The 18,479-nt window shown below is 73.4% G+C and carries 18 protein-coding genes and 1 tRNA gene; 5 read left to right on the plus strand and 14 right to left on the minus strand.

Annotated features, from left to right (window positions below):
• Nucleotides 1-9 precede the first annotated feature (9 nt).
• A complete protein-coding gene (locus tag ACWEF6_RS25220) occupies nucleotides 10-750 on the minus strand; it encodes a sigma-70 family RNA polymerase sigma factor (RefSeq protein WP_449685204.1) in 741 nt (246 codons plus the stop codon).
• A gap of 92 nt (nucleotides 751-842) precedes the next feature.
• The gene (locus tag ACWEF6_RS25225; RefSeq protein WP_449685205.1) at nucleotides 843-1,265 is read right to left on the minus strand and encodes a VOC family protein; all 423 of its coding nucleotides are present in this window, start codon (nucleotides 1,263-1,265) and stop codon (nucleotides 843-845) included.
• A gap of 47 nt (nucleotides 1,266-1,312) precedes the next feature.
• Between ACWEF6_RS25225 and ACWEF6_RS25230 the strand changes: the two genes are divergently transcribed.
• Complete coding sequence (locus tag ACWEF6_RS25230; protein ID WP_449685206.1) at nucleotides 1,313-1,969, plus strand: GntR family transcriptional regulator; 657 nt, start codon at nucleotides 1,313-1,315, stop codon at nucleotides 1,967-1,969.
• A gap of 12 nt (nucleotides 1,970-1,981) precedes the next feature.
• Here ACWEF6_RS25230 and ACWEF6_RS25235 read toward each other — a convergent pair whose 3' ends face one another.
• The 3 genes from ACWEF6_RS25235 to ACWEF6_RS25245 form a co-directional block, all read right to left on the minus strand.
• Nucleotides 1,982-3,913, minus strand: coding sequence for a DNA/RNA non-specific endonuclease (locus tag ACWEF6_RS25235; protein ID WP_449685207.1), 1,932 nt, complete (start codon nucleotides 3,911-3,913; stop codon nucleotides 1,982-1,984).
• Nucleotides 3,914-4,006: 93 nt separating this feature from the next.
• Entirely contained in the window at nucleotides 4,007-5,623 is a 1,617-nt protein-coding gene (locus ACWEF6_RS25240; RefSeq protein ID WP_449685208.1) for a CocE/NonD family hydrolase, read from the minus strand.
• Entirely contained in the window at nucleotides 5,620-6,228 is a 609-nt protein-coding gene (locus ACWEF6_RS25245; protein ID WP_449685209.1) for a TetR/AcrR family transcriptional regulator, read from the minus strand. The genes ACWEF6_RS25240 and ACWEF6_RS25245 overlap by 4 nt, the downstream gene beginning before the upstream one ends.
• Before the next feature lie 71 nt (nucleotides 6,229-6,299).
• Here ACWEF6_RS25245 and ACWEF6_RS25250 point away from each other — a divergent pair, with 71 nt between their 5' ends.
• Complete coding sequence (locus ACWEF6_RS25250) at nucleotides 6,300-7,313, plus strand: zinc-dependent alcohol dehydrogenase (RefSeq protein ID WP_449685210.1); 1,014 nt, start codon at nucleotides 6,300-6,302, stop codon at nucleotides 7,311-7,313.
• Between the two features lie 4 nt (nucleotides 7,314-7,317).
• Here ACWEF6_RS25250 and ACWEF6_RS25255 read toward each other — a convergent pair whose 3' ends face one another.
• Complete coding sequence (locus tag ACWEF6_RS25255) at nucleotides 7,318-8,865, minus strand: adenylate/guanylate cyclase domain-containing protein (protein WP_449685211.1); 1,548 nt, start codon at nucleotides 8,863-8,865, stop codon at nucleotides 7,318-7,320.
• A 107-nt stretch (nucleotides 8,866-8,972) separates the two neighbouring features.
• On the opposite strand from ACWEF6_RS25255, the gene ACWEF6_RS25260 reads away from it, so the two are divergent.
• Together ACWEF6_RS25260 and ACWEF6_RS25265 are read left to right on the plus strand one after the other, a co-directional pair.
• Nucleotides 8,973-9,875, plus strand: coding sequence for an AurF N-oxygenase family protein (locus ACWEF6_RS25260; protein WP_449685212.1), 903 nt, complete (start codon nucleotides 8,973-8,975; stop codon nucleotides 9,873-9,875).
• Nucleotide 9,876: 1 nt separating this feature from the next.
• On the plus strand, nucleotides 9,877-11,334 hold the full coding sequence (locus ACWEF6_RS25265; protein WP_449685213.1) for an FAD-dependent oxidoreductase: 1,458 nt from the start codon (nucleotides 9,877-9,879) through the stop codon (nucleotides 11,332-11,334).
• A 42-nt stretch (nucleotides 11,335-11,376) separates the two neighbouring features.
• Here ACWEF6_RS25265 and ACWEF6_RS25270 read toward each other — a convergent pair whose 3' ends face one another.
• Both ACWEF6_RS25270 and ACWEF6_RS25275 read right to left on the minus strand, forming a co-directional pair.
• Nucleotides 11,377-13,602: a hypothetical protein gene (locus ACWEF6_RS25270; protein ID WP_449685214.1), complete on the minus strand. Its 2,226-nt coding sequence runs from the start codon at nucleotides 13,600-13,602 to the stop codon at nucleotides 11,377-11,379.
• Nucleotides 13,603-13,626: 24 nt separating this feature from the next.
• Nucleotides 13,627-13,699 (minus strand) — tRNA-Ser (locus tag ACWEF6_RS25275).
• A 157-nt stretch (nucleotides 13,700-13,856) separates the two neighbouring features.
• Here ACWEF6_RS25275 and ACWEF6_RS25280 point away from each other — a divergent pair.
• Nucleotides 13,857-14,486: a TetR/AcrR family transcriptional regulator gene (locus ACWEF6_RS25280; RefSeq protein ID WP_449685215.1), complete on the plus strand. Its 630-nt coding sequence runs from the start codon at nucleotides 13,857-13,859 to the stop codon at nucleotides 14,484-14,486.
• On the opposite strand, the gene ACWEF6_RS25285 is transcribed toward ACWEF6_RS25280, so the two are convergent.
• The 6 genes from ACWEF6_RS25285 to ACWEF6_RS25310 form a co-directional block, all read right to left on the minus strand.
• Complete coding sequence (locus tag ACWEF6_RS25285; protein WP_449685216.1) at nucleotides 14,440-15,315, minus strand: class I SAM-dependent methyltransferase; 876 nt, start codon at nucleotides 15,313-15,315, stop codon at nucleotides 14,440-14,442. The genes ACWEF6_RS25280 and ACWEF6_RS25285 overlap by 47 nt on opposite strands.
• A 1-nt stretch (nucleotide 15,316) precedes the next feature.
• Nucleotides 15,317-15,661 carry a VOC family protein gene (locus ACWEF6_RS25290; RefSeq protein ID WP_449685217.1) on the minus strand — a complete coding sequence of 115 codons (345 nt, stop codon included), beginning with the start codon at nucleotides 15,659-15,661 and terminating at the stop codon, nucleotides 15,317-15,319.
• Nucleotide 15,662: 1 nt separating this feature from the next.
• The gene (locus ACWEF6_RS25295) at nucleotides 15,663-15,821 is read right to left on the minus strand and encodes a ribbon-helix-helix protein, CopG family (protein ID WP_449685218.1); all 159 of its coding nucleotides are present in this window, start codon (nucleotides 15,819-15,821) and stop codon (nucleotides 15,663-15,665) included.
• 88 nt (nucleotides 15,822-15,909) lie between these two features.
• The gene (locus tag ACWEF6_RS25300) at nucleotides 15,910-17,022 is read right to left on the minus strand and encodes an alpha/beta hydrolase family protein (protein ID WP_449685219.1); all 1,113 of its coding nucleotides are present in this window, start codon (nucleotides 17,020-17,022) and stop codon (nucleotides 15,910-15,912) included.
• 109 nt (nucleotides 17,023-17,131) lie between these two features.
• Nucleotides 17,132-17,683: a snapalysin family zinc-dependent metalloprotease gene (locus ACWEF6_RS25305; protein WP_310975506.1), complete on the minus strand. Its 552-nt coding sequence runs from the start codon at nucleotides 17,681-17,683 to the stop codon at nucleotides 17,132-17,134.
• 239 nt (nucleotides 17,684-17,922) lie between these two features.
• Entirely contained in the window at nucleotides 17,923-18,477 is a 555-nt protein-coding gene (locus tag ACWEF6_RS25310) for a TetR/AcrR family transcriptional regulator (RefSeq protein WP_449685220.1), read from the minus strand.
• Nucleotides 18,478-18,479 lie beyond the last annotated feature (2 nt).

The raw sequence follows: 18,479 nt of genomic DNA on the forward strand, positions 1-18,479 counted from the left end.
GTTCCCGGCTCAGCCGGTGAGGCGGGCGGCCGAGCCGGGCAGCTCGCGGTTCGCCTCGTCCAGGCCACCCGCGATCCGCCGGCACGCCGGGCAGGCGGCGACGTGCCCGGCGATCGCGTCCGCCCGGCGGGCCGGCAGGGCGCCGCGGACCCAGGCGCCCATCCGGCGACGGGGTTCGCGGCAGGCCGGCTCGTCCGGCTCGGGCACCTGGACCTGCAGGTACGCCTGCCGCAGACCTTCCCGCGCCCGCATCGCCAGCGCCGCGACGCTGTTCGGCGACAGCCCCAGCGAGGGCGCCACCTCCGTCGGGGTGCCGCCCTCGGCCTCGGTCCGCCACAGCACCGTCCGCCATCGGCCGGGCAGCGTGCAGTAGGCCGACCACACGAGCCGGGCGTTCGACCGGAGCAGGGCGAGCTCGTCGGCACCCCGGCCGGCCGGTTCCGGAACGGTGGCCCGCAGCTCCACCCGGGTGCGCTGCTTGCTCCACCGCGCCGCCAGGTTGCGCAGGGTCACGACGAGGTACGGCCGCAGGTCGCCGCGCGGTCCGCCGCCGGCGCGCACGATCGTCAGCACCCGGGCGAACGTCTCGGCCACGAGGTCGTCGCGCTCGGCGGGCTGCCGCGCCCACGCCCCGGCGGTCCGCCGCAGCGGCTCGGCGTGCCGGCGGAAGAGCCGTCCGGCGGCGTCGAGATCCCCGGCCCTCAACGCGGCGAGCAGCACGGCGTCCGGCACGTCGTCGGCTGGTTCCATGGCGCGCGGGTACCCAGGGAACGGGCCGTGACCACCGGTCGGCCCGATCGGGTGGAACTCCCCTCCCGGCGATTATCCGGGCATCGGGCGGTTCAGACCGCGAACACCTGCGCGTCGTCGGCGAAGGCCTTGAATTCCAGGGCGTTGCCGGCCGGGTCGAGCAGGAACATCGTCCACTGCTCGCCGGGTTGGCCCTCGAAGCGGACATACGGCTCGATCACGAACTCCGTGCCCGCCGCCCGCAGCCGGTCGGCGAGCGCGTGGAACTGCGGGACGGTGAGGACCAGGCCGAAGTGCGGCACCGGCACGTCGTGGCCGTCGACCGGGTTGTGCACGCGTTGCGGGCCGGCCGGGGCCAGGTGCGTGACGAACTGGTGGCCGTGCAGGTTCCAGTCGATCCACGTGTCCGCGCTGCGGCCCTGCTCGAGGCCGAGGACCTCGCCGTAGAACCGCCGGGCGGCGGCCAGGTCGTCCACCGGCATCGCCAGGTGGAAGCGGGGGATGGACAGGGTCATGAGGACTCCCTTCGCCGAGGATCTTGTCTGGATGTTAACATTACGACATGAGTGGTTCGGTGGTTCCCGCCCGGCGCCGCGGACTGGCCGACGAGGTCGCGGACCGCATCCGCGACGCCGTTTTCGACGGTGTCTACGCGCCCGGCAGCCAGCTGCGCGAAGTCGAGCTGGCGGAAGCGCTGGGCGTCAGCCGCGGGCCGGTGCGGGAGGCGTTGCTCAAGCTGGAGCGCGAAGGGCTCGTCCGCAGCGAATGGCACCGCGGCGCCACGGTGACCGCCTTGACCGACGAGGACGTCACCGAGCTGGACAGCCTGCGGGCCGCCCTCGAGCAGCTGGCCGTCGAGCTGGTCCTCGAGCGCGCCGGCGAGGAGAACCTCGCCGCGATCGAAGCCGCGGTGCGGCGCATGGAACGCGCGCTCGACGAGCACGAAATGGTCCGGTGCGACCTCGAATTCCACGACGCGGTCTACGCGGCCGCCGGGCACCGCCGGCTGCGCGAGGCCTGGCAGGCGATCCGCTCGCAGGTGCACCTGTTCCTGCTCACCCGGATCGGCGTCGCCACCGACGGCTACCTGACCGGCATCCCCGCGGAACACCGCGAACTCGTGACCGCCCTGCGCACCGGCGACCGCGAGGCGGCTCTCACGCTGTTCGCCGAGCACCGCCGCCGCGCCTTCGACGTCCTCAGTGGACGGACGCCCTAGCGCGAAACGTCGTCAGAGCACCAGGTCCGCCGCACTCCGGACCTCCTGCGCCTGGCTCGTGGCTTCCAGGCCGGTGAGCGGGTCGGCGGCTTCGAGGTCGCCGAACGACAGGCCGGTCAGCTCGGCGATCCGGCGGACCGGCACCTGGTACGTGCGGTAGGCGCCGTAGTCGAACTCGGTCGCCGTCTCCAGGCCGTGGATGAGTTCCTCCTGGCTCAGCAGGTACGCCGTCGCCGACAGGGTGCCGTCCTTCTTCACCATCGCGACGACCTTCCAGAACTGGCGTGGCAGCTGGACGTCCCGGTACCGGTCGTCGTCGGCGGCCAGCACCGGGCCGGTCACCACGCTGACCTTCAGGTCGAAGTTGTCCGCGTTGTTCAGCACGTAGTCCTCGAGCCCGGCCCACGTCGTCTTGTTCTGGTTGAAGTCCTGGTGCTGCGGCGAGCAGTTCGTGAAGTGGAACGTGTCGTCGTTGCCGAGCTGCGCGATCGGCTCGGTCGCGCCCCACGCCGGGTCGAGCCGGCGGACCAGGTGCCCGCGATCGAGGGGGTTGGCCCGGTAGAGCTCCTCGCCGATCTGCTCGGTCACCGCCACCCGCGGGTCGAGCGACCAGTGGTCGGCTTCGCGCCGCAGGGCTCGGCTCAGCCGCCCGTCGATGTTGACCGCGGTGAACATCGCCAGGCGCCGCTCCCGGTGCACGACGACGCTGAAGTGGTGGTACGGCAGCACGTACCGCGGCTCGCCGGTGGCCTGCCGGTTGATCGCCGCCAGCGGGACGAGCGCGTCGGACAGGCCGGGCAGCGGCACGGTGTGCCCGGGCAGGAAGGCCGGGTCGTACCCCTCGCGGTTCGTGTAGTCGGGGTCGATCCGCCCGGTCAGCGGTTCGGCGCGCAGCCGGATGTCGAACGGCATCGCGAGCGTCAGCACCGGCGAGGTGCCGCCCGAAGTGCCGTCGGGCGGCAGGGCCCGCTCGGGGCGGGTGGCCAGCCCGTCGAGCAGCACCCGTTGCGCCGGGGTGACCGGCTGCTCCCGCAGGAACTTCACCAGCTTGCTGACCCGGATGCCTTCGTTGAGGTACCCGCCGTACTCCGCGTGGCCCGCCGCCGGGACGCTCGCGTGGTGCAGCGCCACGACCTCCCACTGGTCGTTGAACACCGGCGAGCCGGACGAGCCCGGTTCGGTGTCGGTTTCGTAGTGCAGGAACTCGTCGAGCACGTCGACGACCCGGTTTTCCCGCAGCGCGACCTGTTTCTTGCCGCCGCCGGGGTGCTGGACGATGGTGACGAAGTCGCCGACGATCGCCTTGCCCTCGCTCGCGATCAGCCGGTTGAAGCCGAACGGGCGCAGTTCTTCCGCGGTCGCCTTCACCGCGACGAGCGCGAAGTCGAGGGACCGGTCGGCGGCGAAGAACCGCCCGGGGTCGAAGGGAAAGGCCCGCACAGGCTTGGGCAGGCCGTCGACACCGTCCTGGTAGTCGAACTCGATGACGCTGAACCCGGCGGCCTCGGCGTCCGGCAGCACGTGGTGGTTGGTGAGCAGCAGTTCCGGCGACACGAGCGAGCCCGTGCCGTAGCCGATCAGCCGGCCCTGGGCGTTCCGGATGTTCACCCGGCCGACGGCGGCCGCAGCCGTGACACCGCCTTCGAGGTAGCCGACGCCGAGCAGGTCGTTCGTGAGCACGATGCGTTCGAGGATGGCGCCCGCGGCCGTCATCGCCGCCGGGTCGCCCGCCGCGATCGCCGCCGGGCTCACCGGCCGGACGTCGGGGTAGTAGCGGCCGAGCCGGTCGATCCGGGTCGCCACCCGGCTCGGCTCGTCGGCCTCGGCGATCCCGCCGGGCTTGCGCAGCAACGCGATCTTGGCCTGCCGCGGCCCGGTGCGCTCGGCGGCGCGCGCGGCCGCGGCCCGCTCCTGCTCGGCCTGCCGGTCCGTCCTGACGTCCACGATGCCTCCCGAAAGCGAGCCGGAAACACCGCGTTAGTCGCCCGGCCGAAAGGCGCGTTACCCGAATTCCGGCGTGTCGCCAGGAGTTCTTTTTCAGTTCAGCACGGGCAGCACGATCGCCGACGGGTGGGCCGGGTCGTGGTGGACCTCCTGGTCCGCGGCGCGCAGGGTGACGGCGGTGGCGTGCGGCTCGCCGGTGCCGGGATTCCGGGCGTAGCGCGGGAAAGCGCCGCTGGAGACCTGGACCCGGATCCGGTGCCCGCGCCGGAACCGGTGCGCCGTCGGCCACATCCGGACGGTGGCGGCGGCCGGCTCGCCGGCCTCGCGCAGGCTGGTGAGGCCGTCGCAGACGTTGACCGACCGGCCGTCCGGGCCGACGTCGCAGAGCCGGACGAAGACGTCGGCGAACGGCAGGCTCGACCGGAACCAGATTTCCGCCTGCACGTCCCCGATCACCTCGACGTCTTCGCCGAGCACCGGCGTGGTGTAGGTGAGGACGTCGGCGCGGGCTTCGAGGGCCGCGTTGTCCACCCGGCCGGCGTCCGGGGCCATCCGCACGCCGCCGGCCGCGGGGGTCGGGTCGGCCGGGTCGTAGCGGTAGCGGTCCGGTTCGGACTCCCCGGGCACGGCCGTGGCCAGCAGGCCGTCGGCGTGCAGGTGGAACCGTTGCGGCGCATAGCCTTCCGGCGGCCACGAAGCGAAGTCGCGCCAGGCTTCCTCGCCCATGACGAACAGCCGGACCGGCGCCCGCTCCGGCGGTTCTTCGCCGCGGGCGTGCGCGAGCGCGAACGCGAGGGTCTCCCGGAGCGTCTCGCCGGTGCTGCCGAGCAGGTCGGAGCGGCCGGCGTGGGTCCACGGCCCGACCGTCAGGCGCGGCCGCCGTCCCGCGTCCTGCAGCGTGCGGAAGTCGCGCAGCTGGCCGGGCAGGAAGATGTCGTACCAGCCGGCGATCGAGCTGACCGGCACGGTGACGTCCGCGACGCGGTGCCGGTGGTCGACCTCCGCCCAGCGCGGGTGGTGTTCGGTGCGGGTGAGGACGTCCTGGATGTAGTCGGAGCGGTGGCCGATGGCGACGACGTCGGCCTGGGCGAGCGGCAGCGTGTTCAGCGCCTGCACGAGCTTCTTCGCCTGGGTGCGTTGCCGGAGCAGCGAGAACCGGCGTTCCTGGACCGCGACCTGGACGCCCCACCCGAACGGCGTCTCCAGCGAAAGGCCGTCCTCGCGCAGGAATTCGAGCGTCAGCCCGGATTCGGTGACCTGCGGGACCATCGCCTTCACCTGCGGCGGCAGGCGGTCGGCGGCCGCCCACTGGACGTAACCCAGGTAGCTGGCGCCGACGAGCACGATCGCGTCGCCGGACCACGCCTGCCGCACCGCCCAGTCCAGCGTCGCGAGGCCGTCTTCGCGTTCCTGCCGCAGCGGGTCGAAGACACCGCCGGAGCCGAAGCCGCCGCGCGTGCTCTGGACCAGCACCTGGAACCCGCGCTCGGCCAGCGGCCGCGCCAGGATCGCGCCGAACACGCCCCGGCGGCCGTAGGGCGTGCGCACCAGCGCGAGCGGCAGCCCGTCCCCGCCGGTGCGGGGCGCCCACCGGTCGGCGAGCAGCTCGACGCCGTCGGGCATCGGGACGCGCAGGTCCCGCCGGACGGCGAGGCGCCGGGTGGCCGGCGCGGGCAGCTTCAGCAGGCGTTCGACGAGACGGCTGATCATCGGCCGGCCTCCTTCGTGATCATCGCGGTGACGACCGAGTGCATCCGCAGCAGCCGGCCGGCGAACTCCTCCGGGTCGAGCGGGTCCGGCCCGTCGACGACCCACGCGTTGACGACCGCCCCCGCCCCGCCGGTCAGGAAGGTGGCCAGGTCCTCGAGGCCGTCGGCGTCGAGCCGGCCGCCGAGGGCGCGGCCGAGGTTCTCCCGGTTGACCGGGAGGAACAGGCCGGTCAGCGCCTTGTTGAGGGCGAACGCGGACGCCCCGGTCAGCAGCGCCCGGTAGAAGCGCCGGTACCGGGCGAAGTGCCGGCCCAGTGCCAGCAGTGACGCGTGCTCGCCGGTGGCCGAGGCGAGGCCGCCGAGCTCGCCGAGCAGTTCGCGGCGGACGAGGTCGAGCGCGGCCTCCAGCAGCAGCGAGTCGCGGTCGCCGAACTGCTGGTACAGCACCTGACGGCTGACGTCCGCCGCCTCGGCGATCTCGGACACCGGGACGGCGGTGGAGTCGCGTTCGGACACGAGCTCGACCGCGGCCCGCAGCAGGGCCGTGCGCGACCGGCGGACCCGCCGGTCCTTGGCGGGTGCTTCGGTCGTCCAGTCGCCGGTCACGGCGTCGATAATGGACAGGTGTCAAGAAAATAGCAAGTGTTCTGGATTCGGCCCCGTGCGAGGATGCGGCCATGTCTTCGACGATGCGGGCCTTCGTGCTCACCGGTCCGCGGGAGTGCTCGGTGCAGGAGGTGCCCGTCCCGGAGGCCGCCGCGGGGGAGGTCGTGATCGACGTCGAGCGGGCCGGAGTGTGCGGTACCGACGTCGAGTTCTTCACCGGCGACATGACCTACCTGCACCAGGTGCACGCGGCGTACCCGATGCGGCTGGGACACGAGTGGTCCGGCACGGTCTCGGCGATCGGCGACGGCGTCGACCCCGCCTGGCTGGGGCGCCGGGTCACCGGCGACACCATGCTCGGCGACCGGACCTGCCGCCGCTGCCGGAAGGGCCACCAGCACACCTGCGAAAACCGGCAGGAGGTCGGCATCCGCGGCGGCCGGGCCGGTGCGCTGGCGGAGCGGCTCGCCGTTCCCGCGTGGTCGCTGCACGCGCTGCCCGATGCGGTGGACGCCGTGCTCGGGGCCCTGGTCGAACCCGGCGGCAACGCCCTGCGCGCGGCCCGCGCGGCCGGCACCGGCGCCGGCGACCGGGCGCTGGTCCTCGGGCCGGGGACGATCGGGCTGCTCACGGCCCTGTTCCTGCGGGCGGCGGGCACCGAGGTGCACCTGCTCGGAGTCGGCTCCCTCGAGTTCGCCCGCGGTCTCGGTTTCGCGCACGTCTGGACCCGGGAGACGTTGCCGGACCTGCCGTTCGACGCGGTGGTCGACGCGACCGGGGCCCCCGGCTCGCCCGCGCTCGCCGCGGACCTGGTGGAGCCCGCGGGCCGGATCGTCTACATCGGACTGTCCGGCCGGCCGAGCGAGCTCGACACCCGCGTGCTGGTGCTGAAGGACGTCACGGCGGTCGGGGTGCTGTCCGCGTCACCCGGCCTGGCCGACACGATCGCCGCATACGCGAGCGGGGCGGTCGACCCGCGCCCTCTGGTGGCGGCGACGGTCGGCCTCGAGCAGGCCGGCGCGGTGCTCGCGGGGGAGCGGGTCGGCGGCGCGGGACCGAAGGTGCACATCGACCCGCGGCGCTGACCGGTCAGCCGGGGCGTGGTGAGGCGAGCGTCGTCGGGCGGGTGCGGCCGCGCAGGGTGACGTCTTCGGTCGCCGTCCAGCGGGCCGCTTCCTCCTCGGCCGCGGCCTCGACCGCCGTCCAGGAGGCGAGCAAGCGGCCGGGTGCGTTCTTGGCCAGCTCCGTCAGCCGCGCGGCTTCGTTGACCGGGTCGCCGATCACCGTGTACTCGAACCGGCGGGGGTCGCCGACGTTGCCGGCGACCGCGTCCCCCGTCGCCACGCCGATTCCGGCCGGGCCGTCCGGGACCTCCGCGGCCAGCCGGCGGGCGATCGCGCGGGCGGCGGCCAGCGCGCAGGTGGCGTGGTCGCCGAGCGGCGCCGGCGCCCCGAACACCGCCAGCGCGGCGTCGCCGACGAACTTGTTCACCAGCCCGTGGTGGCGATCCACCTCGTCGACCACCACCGCGAAGAACCGGTTGAGCAGGCCGACGACCTCCTCCGGCGGGCGGCTCGCGGCCAGCGCCGTCGACCCGACGAGGTCGACGAACAGCACCGACACCGTCCGGACCGTGCCGCCCAGCTCGGTCGAGGTGCGCATCGCCTCGACCGCGACCTCGTGGCCGACGTGCCGGCCGAACAGGTCGCGCAGCCGTTCGCGCTCGGCCAGCCCGGCCGTCATGTCGTTGAACCCGGCCTGCAGCAGGCCCAGTTCCGTGCCGTCGTAGACCGGGATTTCGACGCTGAAGTCGCCGGCCCGCACCCGCCCGAGCGCGTCGCGCACCGAGGAGATCGGGTTGACCACCGAGCGGGCGGTGAACACCGTGACCAGCAACCCGAAGCACAGCACCACCAGCCCGAGCGCGATCACCGACACGGCGAGCTTCGTGGTGGAGACGTCGCCGCGCACCCACGCCAGCACCGCGGTGACCACCAGCCCGGCCACCGGCACCCCGGTCCCGAGGCACCAGAACAGCAGCATCCGCCGGTTGACGCCGCCGTTCACCGGGCGCGGCGGCGTGGTGCCCGCCAGCGCCAGCGCCGCGTACGGCCGGAGGGCGAACTCGCCGAAGAGGTAGGCGATCGCGCAGACGACGACCGCGGCGAACGCGACCACCAGGAACTCGGTGAGCACGACCTCCGGCTGCACTAGCGCCGCCAGCCCGGCGAAGACCAGCGTCGCGAGGCCCCAGAGCACCGCCTGCACGGCCGTCAGCCGCAGCGGGACGCGCAGGCTCGCGGCGCGTTCGGCGTCGGTCGGCCGGCGTCCGTCGGCCGCCCAGCGCAGGGTCCGGAGGGCGCCGCGGGTGCCCCACAGCGTGCCGATGACGACCGCCGAAACGACGTACACGGGTACTGCGACCGCGGTGACGCGCACGAGCTCACCGGACATCCCGGGCGCCGGCATCAGCAGCACCGCGAGCCCGACCACGACCAGCGCACCGATCACGTTGGTGGCGATCAACGCGGCCGTGAGCAGGCCTTGGACGCGCCGGCGCAACGCGGTGGCGTGCTGGTCCAGCGGCCCGAGCAGGCCGGAGCCGAACGGCTCCGCGGGGGAGCGTCCTGGGATCACCATCTGAGTGTACGGTCGTTCACTGACTTGCCCGGAGACGGGTGCCGCAAGTATGTGTTACGGTTGGTAACAGTGAACTTCGGTAACACCTGACGAGGAGGTCGGTCGTGACGAGCATCAGCGAATCGGGCGTGTCGGACCGGGAGACCGTGGCGCGGCGGCTGCTCGACTCGTCGGAGCAGCTGTCGTACGACCCGGTCAAGGAGGTCGACTGGGAGACGCCGCTGGACACGGGCTACCACGGCGCGAGTCCGGAGTGGAGCACGCTCTACGGCACCTCCTACTGGGCGGACCTGACTCCGGAGCAGCAGCGCGAGCTGACCCGCCAGGAGGCGGCGTCGGTGGCGAGCACCGGGATCTGGTTCGAAATGATCCTGCAGCAGATGGTGCTGCGCGACTTCTACGCCAAGGACCCCACCGATCCGGCGTTCCAGTGGGCGCTGACCGAGATCGCCGACGAGTGCCGGCACTCGATCATGTTCGCCCGCGGCGCGGCGAAACTGCGGGCGCCCGCGTACCGGCCGCGCCGGTTCGTCGTCGAGCTGGGCCGCGTCTTCAAGGCCACGGCGACCGGCGAAGCCGCCTACGCGGCCATCCTCGTGGCCGAAGAGGTCCTCGACGTGATGCAGCGCGACTGGATGCGCGACGAGCGGGTGGTGCCGTTCGTGCGCACCATCAACAACATCCACGTCGTCGAGGAGTCCCGGCACATGAAGTTCGCCCGCGAGGAGACCCGCGAGCGCCTGCGCGGCGCGGGGTGGCTGCGCCGGCAGATCAACGGCCTGGTCGTCGCGATCGCGTCGTACTTCATCGTGACGAGCATGGTGAACGGCAAGGTCTACGAGAACGCCGGGCTCGACGGCAAGCGGGCGCGGCGCGAGGCGAAGGCCAACGAGCACCACAAGTCGATGCTGCGCTCCAGCTGTTCCGGGCTGATGGAGTTCCTGCACTCGGCCGGGCTGCTGACCAAGCCGTCGCTGTGGTTCTACAAACGAGCGAACCTGATCTGACATGGCCTTCGCGATCACCCAGACCTGCTGCGCCGACGCCACCTGCGTGTCGGTCTGCCCGGTCAACTGCATTCACCCGACGCCGGACGAGCCGGACTTCGGGACGACGGACCTGCTGTACATCGACCCGGCCACCTGCATCGACTGCGGTGCCTGCGCCGATGCCTGCCCGGTGGACGCGATCTTCCCGGCCGGCGACCTGACCGGGCCGCTGCGGGCGTACGAGCAGATCAACGCGGACTACTACGCGGGCCGGGACGTGCTGGCCGACGTCTCGGTGGCGCCGAACTTCCACCGCTGGGCCCCGCCGTCGTTCACGCGGGTGCTGCCGAGCGACTTCGCGCCCTTGGACGTCGCCGTCGTCGGCACCGGACCGGCGGGGATGTACGCGGTGGAGGACCTGCTGCTGCACACGAACGCCCGCGTGACGCTGATCGACCGCCTCGCGACGGCCGGCGGCCTGATCCGCTACGGCGTCGCGCCCGACCACCCGTCGACGAAGAAGATCGGCGAGACGTTCGCGCGGTTCCACGACCACCCGAGGCTGCGCCTGCGGCTCGGCGTCTCGGCCGGCGCCGAGCTGGCGGAGCGCCACGACGCGGTGATCTACGCGGTCGGGGCGGCCGAGGCGCGGCGGCTCGGCGTCCCGGGGGAGGACCTGCCCGGCAGCCTGCCGGCCGCGACGGTGGTCGGCTGGTACAACGGCCACCCGGACGTCGAGCCGGACGCCGTCGACCTGTCGGCCGAACGCGTGGTCGTGGTGGGCACGGGCAACGTCGCCCTGGACATCGCTCGCATCCTGACGGCGGACCCGGAGGCGCTGGCGGAGACGCCGATCGCGTCGGAAGCGCTGGCCCGGCTGCGGTCGGCCAAGGTCCGCGAGGTGGTCCTGCTGGCCCGCCGCGGCCCGGAAACGGCGGCGTACACCCGGCCGGAACTGCTGGCCCTGGCGGCCCGCGGTGGCCTGGTGGTGGACGACGACCCGCGGGTGGCGGCCGCGATCGACGGCGCGCAGCCGGGGGACAAGGCGGCGTGGCTGCAGGGGGTGCCACGGGAGCGGGTGGACTGGTCTTCGCCACCGCCGGAGGGCCGCCGGATCGTGCTGCGGTTCCACTCGGCGCCGCTGGCCTTCGACGGCGACACCGAGGTTCGCGCGGTGGTGACGGCGGACGGCGCCGAGATCCCGGCGGGCCGCGTGATCCGGGCGGCGGGGTTCCGCGGGGCGCCGGTGCCGGGGCTGCCGTTCGACGACGAGGCGGGGATCGTGCCGAACTCGGCGGGCCGGGTGTCCGGGCGGCCGGGAGTGTACGTCGCGGGCTGGATCAAGCGCGGGCCGTCGGGCGGGATCGGCGCGAACAAGGCGTGTGCGCGGGAGACGGTGGGGTCGCTGCTGGAGGACGCGGTGGCCGGGCGGCTGCCGGTGCGGCGCAGGGGAGCGCGGTTGTTCGGCCGCGCCTGAGCGGCGGCCGGAAACCGTGGTGGGAACCGGTTTCCGGCCGCTTCAGGCCGTGCGGGCGCGGCACCAGTGCGGGCCGGTCGTCCAGCCGAGCAGCCGGCGTCCCGGGCCGTCCGGGAGCGTGCCGTCCGGCAAGAACCTCGCGCCCTCGACCACCGCGGCCAGCCCCGTCACCGCCGGGCCGAACCGTTCGGCCACCCCCGCCTGCGTCACCAGTTCACGCAGCCGAGCCACCGCCGCCCGCTGGTCTTCCTCCGGGCAGAAGCTCAAGAAGAAGACCGCCTGCCGCCACGCGTAGGCGACGTTCTTGATCAGCTGCCGGCTCCAGTACCGCTCTCCGGCCAGGCGGCGCACCACCCACGTGAACACCTGGCCGGCCAGGTCGGGACCCAGGCGCGAGCGCAGCCCCAGGGTCTCCACGAGCACCGCCAGGTTGTGCGTGGTGAGGATCTGGCTCTGCTCGATCACCATCCCGTTGCCCGCCACCGACCGCCGTCGCCGGCCCGCCCGGGCCTCGCAGACCGCCGCGAAGTCGTCCGCCGTGCGGCGCAGCAGCTTGCGCGGTGGCGCCGGCCACTCGTCCGGCAGGTCGTAGTACCGCGCATACAGCGTGCCCGCCATGATCCGGCTGGTCGCCGCCGCCGCGGTGCGCCACTTGTCCGTGAACGTGCCCACGAAGATGTCCGCCGCCAGCTCCTCGAGCAGCGGCATCGGCAGGCCCGCCTGCTTGGCCAGCGCGCCGAGCTCACGCAGCAGCGTGTTCGGCAGGATCGCGTGCGGGAACGAGCCGAGCGCCAGCAGCACCGTCTGCGTCAGCGTCTGCCGCGCCGCCCGGGCGACGTCGGGACGCCGGGCCCGGAACGGCTCCAGCGCCCGGATCCACGGCAGCTCCTCGAACCGGACCTGCTGCTCGAGGTCGAGCAGCAACAGCCCCCGGCGACGGCGGAAGGCCGCGTACGTCTGCGCGTACAGCGCCGCCAGCCGCTCGTCTTCGACGTTCGCCGCCATCAGCTGCGCCGTGATCTGCGGCAGCACCACCGCCAGGACGTCGCCCGAGGTGATCACCCCGCGCGCGACCAGCTCCTCGACCGGTGCCTCCAGCGCGCGGGCCACCTTCGCGACCAGGTGCGGCGGGACGGCGTCCGCGACGACCGGGTCGAGCGCGGGGAGACCGCCGTCGCCGGGGTAGGCGTCGAGCCGGCCGGCCAGGACGGCCGCGAGCTCGGCGTGCGTCGGCCGCGCGGCCACCGCCGCCTGCACCGACCGGAGCGCGGCCCGCCGCTCCGAGCCCGGCTCGCCGTGCTTGGTGATCGTGTTGGCCAGCGCCCGCCGGATCCAGCCGACGTCGCGGCCGGTGAGCTCCGCGCTTGCGAACCGGCAGAGCCGAAGCGCCCGGGCCAGCCGCGCGAAGTTGCTCTTCGGGTGCGTGTGGGACGTCGAGGCCGGGTGCCGCGCGCACGCCGTCGCGTAGTCCACGAGCCACTGCGCCCGCCGGGAGCCCCACCCTTCGGGCCACGTCCGGCACGGCCAGCCACCGGTGACGCCGTCCTCGCCCAGCCGCGGCAGCTCGCCCTCGACCGTCTCCGCCCAGAGGGCGACCAGCCGGTCGTACAGCGGGTGCCACACCCGCAGCGTCTCCAGCATCGCCGCGATCGCGGGCTTGGTCTTCGCCGAGCGCAGCGTGGCGCGGACCTCGCCGACCGTGGCCAGCCGCACCAGCGCACCGGACGGCCGCGGGGCCGCGCCGGGCAGCGGGGCCAGGCGCAGCCGGGGCAGCAGCGGCCGCACCTCGGCGACCAGGTCGAGGGCGGCCTCGGCGTGCCCGTGGTCGAGCAGCCAGGCGAGCACCGGCAGCGCGGCGTCCTCCGGGAGTTCGACGCGGTAGGCCTCGGTGGCCAGCGCCGCGCGGAGAGCCGCGAGCCCGGCGTCGGTGAGGTGGCCGAGGTTGACGCGCTCGCGGTCCGTGCGGCCCGGCGCGCCGGCCGGGACGGCGGCGAGCTCCTCCGGGCGCACCGGGAGCTCGGCGAGGTACCGGCCGGTGGCGAACCCGCCGTGCGCGACCTCGAGGGTGACCCACGCCGGGGTGTCCGCGACCGGGGTCCGCGAGCCGACCGTCAGCGACCCGTCGGCCATGCCGGCCAGCACCGCCTGCCACCGGCCGGCCTTGGCGAGGGCGCGGCGGCGGACCGGCCCGTCCGTTGTGGACGAAGCGGTGCGCAACGCTCGTTCGAGCTGCCCGTAGGCGTAACCGGGTGACGCCTCCTGTGCCATGTGGACTCCCCCTGGTGGAACCGGACTTGGAGGCAGGGGTCGAACCTGCGCCTTCCCGGATTCGAGCCGGGTGTTCTGCCTGCTGAACTACTCCAAGCTGCGGGGACCGCCGAGCACGCCGGGCGATTTCCCGCAGCGGCAACGGTAATCCGCCGCGGTGCCCGGCGCGACCGACTTTTCACTCCGGGCTGCGGCGGGCCTCCGGCCGGGCTAGAATAAATACGAATCAAAGTCACGTTCAGGTTGGAGGCCGCATGACCGGCCCGGAGCCGATCGAAGCGGGCGTCCGCCTGCGCCGGGTGCCCCGCCAGGCGCGGTCCCGGCAGAAGCTGGCCCAGGTGCTGGCCGCCGCCGACCGCCTGCTCGCCGCGGAGGGCGTCGAGGCGCTGTCCACCACCCGCGTGGCCGCGGAAGCCGGCGTGTCGGTCGGTGCGCTGTACCAGTACCTGCCGGACCGCGACGCCATCGCCGAGGCGCTGGGCGAGGTCTACCTCGCCCGCCTGGAAGACCTCATGACGTCGTTCGCCGAGCGAGCGGCCGAAGAGACCTGGGAGGACCCCGTCGGCCTGCTCGTCGACGCCTTCGCCGGGCTCTACCGCGCCGAACCCGGGTTCCGCGCGCTCTGGTTCGGCCGCGGCCTGACCGACGGAACCCGGGAGGCCGACATCGCGCACAAGCGCGTGATGGCCACCGGCGTGCACCGCATCCTCGTCGCGCCGGAGCTCCTGCGCGACGACTACGAGGCCGCGGTGGCCTGCCGCACGGCGTTCCTCGCCGCGGACGCCGTGATCCAGGAGGCCTTCCGCGGCGACGGTGCCACCGAACTGCTCGAGCCGGTCAAGACGATGCTGCGGGCGTATCTGGGCCAGCAGCCCCGGCCGTAGCGACGAGGAATTCCTCGCCCCGCACGATCCGCAGCCCGTCCGCGCGGTCCGCGAAATACCGCTCGTCCAGCTCGGCGCCCGAGACGTGGCCGACGTCGCGGAACCCGGCTTCGCGGGCCATCGCCAGCATTTCGCCGGGGGAGAAGGAGCTGGCGAACGGCGTCCCCGCCGCCTCCGCCCGGCGAGCGGTGGCCTCGTGGCGGGCGCGTTCGCCGCCGTCGAGCAGGTCCGCCGGCAGCAGGAACGTCATCGCGAGCGTGGAGCCCGGGGCGAACCCGGCGATCCGGCGCAGCGTGGCCGCGTTCGCCTCCTTCGTCAGGTACATGCTGACGCCGGTGGAGGCGACGATAGCCGGTTCGTCCGGGGCGAAGCCCGCGGCGATGAGCCGATCCCACCACGAGGCCGTCTCGAAGTCGACCGGCACGAAGTGCAGCCAGTCCGGCACGCCGAGGCCGAGTTCGGCCAGCCGGTCGCGTTTCCAGGCCTGCGGCCCCGGCTGGTCCACTTCGAACACTCGCAGCCGAGTGGCGATTTCCGGACGCCGCTGGGCGAAAGTGTCCAGGCCGGCCCCGAGGATCACGTACTGGCCGACCCCCCGGGCGGCCTGCTCGGCGACCAGCTCCTCGACGAACCGCGCGCGGGCCACCATGCCCGCGCGGTAGCGGCCGGCGGTCGCTGGATCCATGTCGTCGCGCTGCCGCCAGCCGTCGCCCGGATCGGCCAGCCGCAGGCCCAGGTCGTCGGCGAACACGTGGGGCGGCGGATCGACGGCGAGGTGCAACGCCCGCCACAGCGCGGTCCGCACCGCCGTGCTGTCCGGCGCGGCCACGTCAGGCCGCGCCCGGCGCCGACAGGGTCCACGTGCGCCCGTCGGGGTCGCGGACGGTCATTTCCCTGGTCCCGTAATGGGTTTCTTCGAACGGGGTGACCACTTCGACGATGTCGTCCGCCTCGAACTTGTCCGCGTCCGGGACCTTGAACACGATCCGCGTCCGCGGCTCCTGGCTTTCGGGGACCTCGGCGATGAACAGCCAGGGGCCGGCGCCGTTGCGCAGCTGCCCGGAGTTGTGGTCGGTCGCGAAGTCGATCTCGTAGCCCAGGGCCTGGAAGAACTTGGCCGCCTTGCCCCAGTTGTGCGTCTCCAGGTACATCGCCTCAATGCCCTCGGTCGTCATGTCAGTGCTCCTCTTCGGGATCGGTCTCCAGGTAGGCGCGCAGGGCTTCGGCGACGAGGGCCGACAGTGACTGCCCGGTCTCGATGGCTCGGTGCTTGACCTCCCGGATCAGCCCGATCGGCAGGTACACGTTGAACTGCTTGACGTCGTCATCGCCCACACCGCGAGGCTAGCATGCTAGCAAGCTAACAGCGCAAGTCCTGCCGCGGCAAGGTCGACACCGGAGTGACCCCGGGAACCGGTGCCGCTCACCGGCGTTCGAGGTAGCAGGCGAAGAATTCGCTCAGGGTCGCGCGTTGGGTGGCGATGCTCCGGCCCGGGTCCACGGTGCCGACGAAGGGGGCGATCGCCGCCGGGTCGAGGCCGAGGCGGGGGAGGAGCACCTGGTAGTCGGTGTAGCTGAAGTGCTCGCCGTCCGGCAGGTGCTGCGCGCGGACCGGACCGCGCTGGTGGGCCAGGAACTCCTGCCACGAAGGGTCGGAGGCCGCGCTGTGGTCGCCCGCGCTCAGCAGCAGGAACGGCTGGTCGAGACCTTCGTCGGCGGCGCGGCCGTACTCGCGGTGCGACTGGGAGTACGACATGCTGCCGTCGAGGTCCGCCCCCGCGTCCAGGCGCGGGTCCGACACCATCGTTTCGGCGGTGGTGAAGCCGCCCGCGGAGTGGCCGAACATGCCGGCGCGGGAGACGTCCGGGACGAGCCCGGCGGGCAGCGGGCGGTGCCCGGCGTCCGGATTCCCGCCGCGGGCCAGGGTTTCCAGCGCGTCGAGCACGAACCGCGTGTCCGCGACGCGGGTCGCGATCAGCTGCCGGCCGGCATCGGGACCGGAGGGCAGCACCCGCCGTTCGACGCGGCCGCCGGGGAACGCCACCGCCGCGGGCTCGTGCGTGTGGTCGATCGCCACCGTCACATAGCCTTCGCTCGCGAGCTGCTCCAGCAGCGTGGTGCCGACCGAGCGCGGGTACTTGGCGCTGGGCGAGTAGAGCACGACCGGCCGCCGCCCGCCGGCGGCGGGAACCCCGGTGCGGGCGTGCGTGGGGAAGGTGTAGTCGAGCCGGTCGGCGGCGATGCCGAGCGTCCGCGCGTCTTCCTCGGCGATGACCGCAGCGGCTTCCGTTGCTTGGTAGGGAGTTTTCGCGCCGCCGCCGGAGCGGGCGGGGTACCGGACGGTCACCATGAGTTCGCGGGTCGTCCCGGCGACCCAGGGATCCGGTCGCGCGTGGTCGACGAGGTGCAGGTCGACGCTGCCGACGGCGTAGGGACCGGTGGGGGCGGGCAACGAGAGGCGGGTGGCCGCGTGCGCGGGGAGCGCGGTCAGCAGCAGGACACCGGCGAGCCCGGCGGTGAGAAGGGTGTTTCGCATCCTTTGACCGTATTGACGGCGCGGACGCGGGACATCGGGATGATCACCCAGATCGACCCGGACAGGGCTGTGGCCCGGGCACCGGCCCGGGCCACAGCTGTCAGCGGTTTCAGAAGCCGTAGATCGTTTCGACGGCCCGCTCGGCGCTGGTCGCGACGAGCCCGTTGGCCCACAGCTGGTTGACCCGGCTGCGCTCGGCGGAGTTGGGCACCGCGTTGGTGCAGGACGGGCCGGGGCCGCCACCCGACATCAGCTCGGAGCACGGGCCCGAGTAGTGGTCGGGCAGCCCGAGGGCGTGCCCGGTCTCGTGCGCCGCGATCCGCGTCGGGTTGTACTGGCGGGCCTGGGTGTAGTCGATGAAGATGGTGCCGCTGCCGTGCCCGTTGGTCGAGGCGTAGGAACCGCGGGGGTCGTTGCCCTCGGTGTAGCGCAGGCTCGCGCCGGAGTTGCGCTCGACGAGCCGGACGTTGGTGACGCTGCGGTTCCAGTTGGCGGCACCGGCGTTGATCACCGACCGGAACGTCGGTGCGCTGGCGGTGCTGTAGTAGACCGTGGTGACGGCGGCTTCCTGCTCGGTGGCAGCCGACGCGGTCCCCGCGGCGAGCGGGGTCACGGTCAAGGCGAGCGCAACGGCGCCGGCCAGGGCGAACTTCCTCGACATCGGAAGACTCCTCGTGGGGGGACGGGGATTTGCCGGAATTGCGCGCGCTGTCGAAAATTTACCCGGAAGACACCTTCGCCGGAGCCGACTAACGTAGGGCTCGCGAAGTGGTGATTTCCCAGTACCGAAGTCTGTTGACAACGGCTCCGGTCACGCCGTGCGGGCGGGAGCTCCGGCCACGACGGGGACCTCGACCGCGGGGGATCCGGCGACTCGGGAGCAGGCGATCGACGTGCTGATCACCGGAAAGTGAGGGCGAGGAGCTGCTGTTCCAGCTTCCGCGCGGCCGCCACGTCGATGCCCACGCCCCACAGCGGTGCCGTGCTCGCGCCGTCGGCGGCCGCGACCACCAGGGTGACCACGTCGGGCGGGAGACCGTCGTCGTGGAGGTCGCGCTCCCACCTCTGCGCGTCCGCGCGGGCCAGCTCGGCGATCTCCGGGATCGAGATCAGCAACGCGATCAGGGCGATGGTTTCGCGGACCGCGACCTCGTCGTAGGAGGTGTCCAGCGACGCCCGGACGTACGCCCGCGTCAGCCGGCCCGGGGCGGTGTCGGCCGGGTCGAGCGCCGCGTGGACCTCGGAGCGGAACTCGTCCAGGAGGTCCTGGGCCAGCGTGCGCACCAGCGCGTCCTTGGCCGGGAAGTGGTACAGCAGCCCGCCTTTCGACACGCCGGCCGCCCGGGCGATGTCGTCCAGGGAGGCCGACACACCGCGGGTGCGGATGACCGTCGCGGCGGCGTCGAGCAGGGCGCGGCGCGTCTCTTCCGGGCTGCGCCCGGCCTTGCGAGGCATCT

The organism is Amycolatopsis sp. NPDC004772, assembly GCF_053601215.1.

Bases quoted from the DNA above. Each gene is read 5' to 3' on its own strand.
- ACWEF6_RS25240 (WP_449685208.1), bottom strand. From the start codon at position 5,623: ATGATCAGCCGTCTCGTCGAACGCCTGCTGAAGCTGCCCGCGCCGGCC.
- ACWEF6_RS25305 (WP_310975506.1), bottom strand. From the start codon at position 17,683: ATGTCGAGGAAGTTCGCCCTGGCCGGCGCCGTTGCGCTCGCCTTGACC.
- ACWEF6_RS25230 (WP_449685206.1), top strand. From the start codon at position 1,313: ATGAGTGGTTCGGTGGTTCCCGCCCGGCGCCGCGGACTGGCCGACGAG.
- ACWEF6_RS25265 (WP_449685213.1), top strand. From the start codon at position 9,877: ATGGCCTTCGCGATCACCCAGACCTGCTGCGCCGACGCCACCTGCGTG.
- ACWEF6_RS25220 (WP_449685204.1), bottom strand. From the start codon at position 750: ATGGAACCAGCCGACGACGTGCCGGACGCCGTGCTGCTCGCCGCGTTG.
- ACWEF6_RS25280 (WP_449685215.1), top strand. From the start codon at position 13,857: ATGACCGGCCCGGAGCCGATCGAAGCGGGCGTCCGCCTGCGCCGGGTG.
- ACWEF6_RS25300 (WP_449685219.1), bottom strand. From the start codon at position 17,022: ATGCGAAACACCCTTCTCACCGCCGGGCTCGCCGGTGTCCTGCTGCTG.
- ACWEF6_RS25250 (WP_449685210.1), top strand. From the start codon at position 6,300: ATGTCTTCGACGATGCGGGCCTTCGTGCTCACCGGTCCGCGGGAGTGC.
- ACWEF6_RS25310 (WP_449685220.1), bottom strand. From the start codon at position 18,477: ATGCCTCGCAAGGCCGGGCGCAGCCCGGAAGAGACGCGCCGCGCCCTG.
- ACWEF6_RS25270 (WP_449685214.1), bottom strand. From the start codon at position 13,602: ATGGCACAGGAGGCGTCACCCGGTTACGCCTACGGGCAGCTCGAACGA.
- ACWEF6_RS25290 (WP_449685217.1), bottom strand. From the start codon at position 15,661: ATGACGACCGAGGGCATTGAGGCGATGTACCTGGAGACGCACAACTGG.
- ACWEF6_RS25225 (WP_449685205.1), bottom strand. From the start codon at position 1,265: ATGACCCTGTCCATCCCCCGCTTCCACCTGGCGATGCCGGTGGACGAC.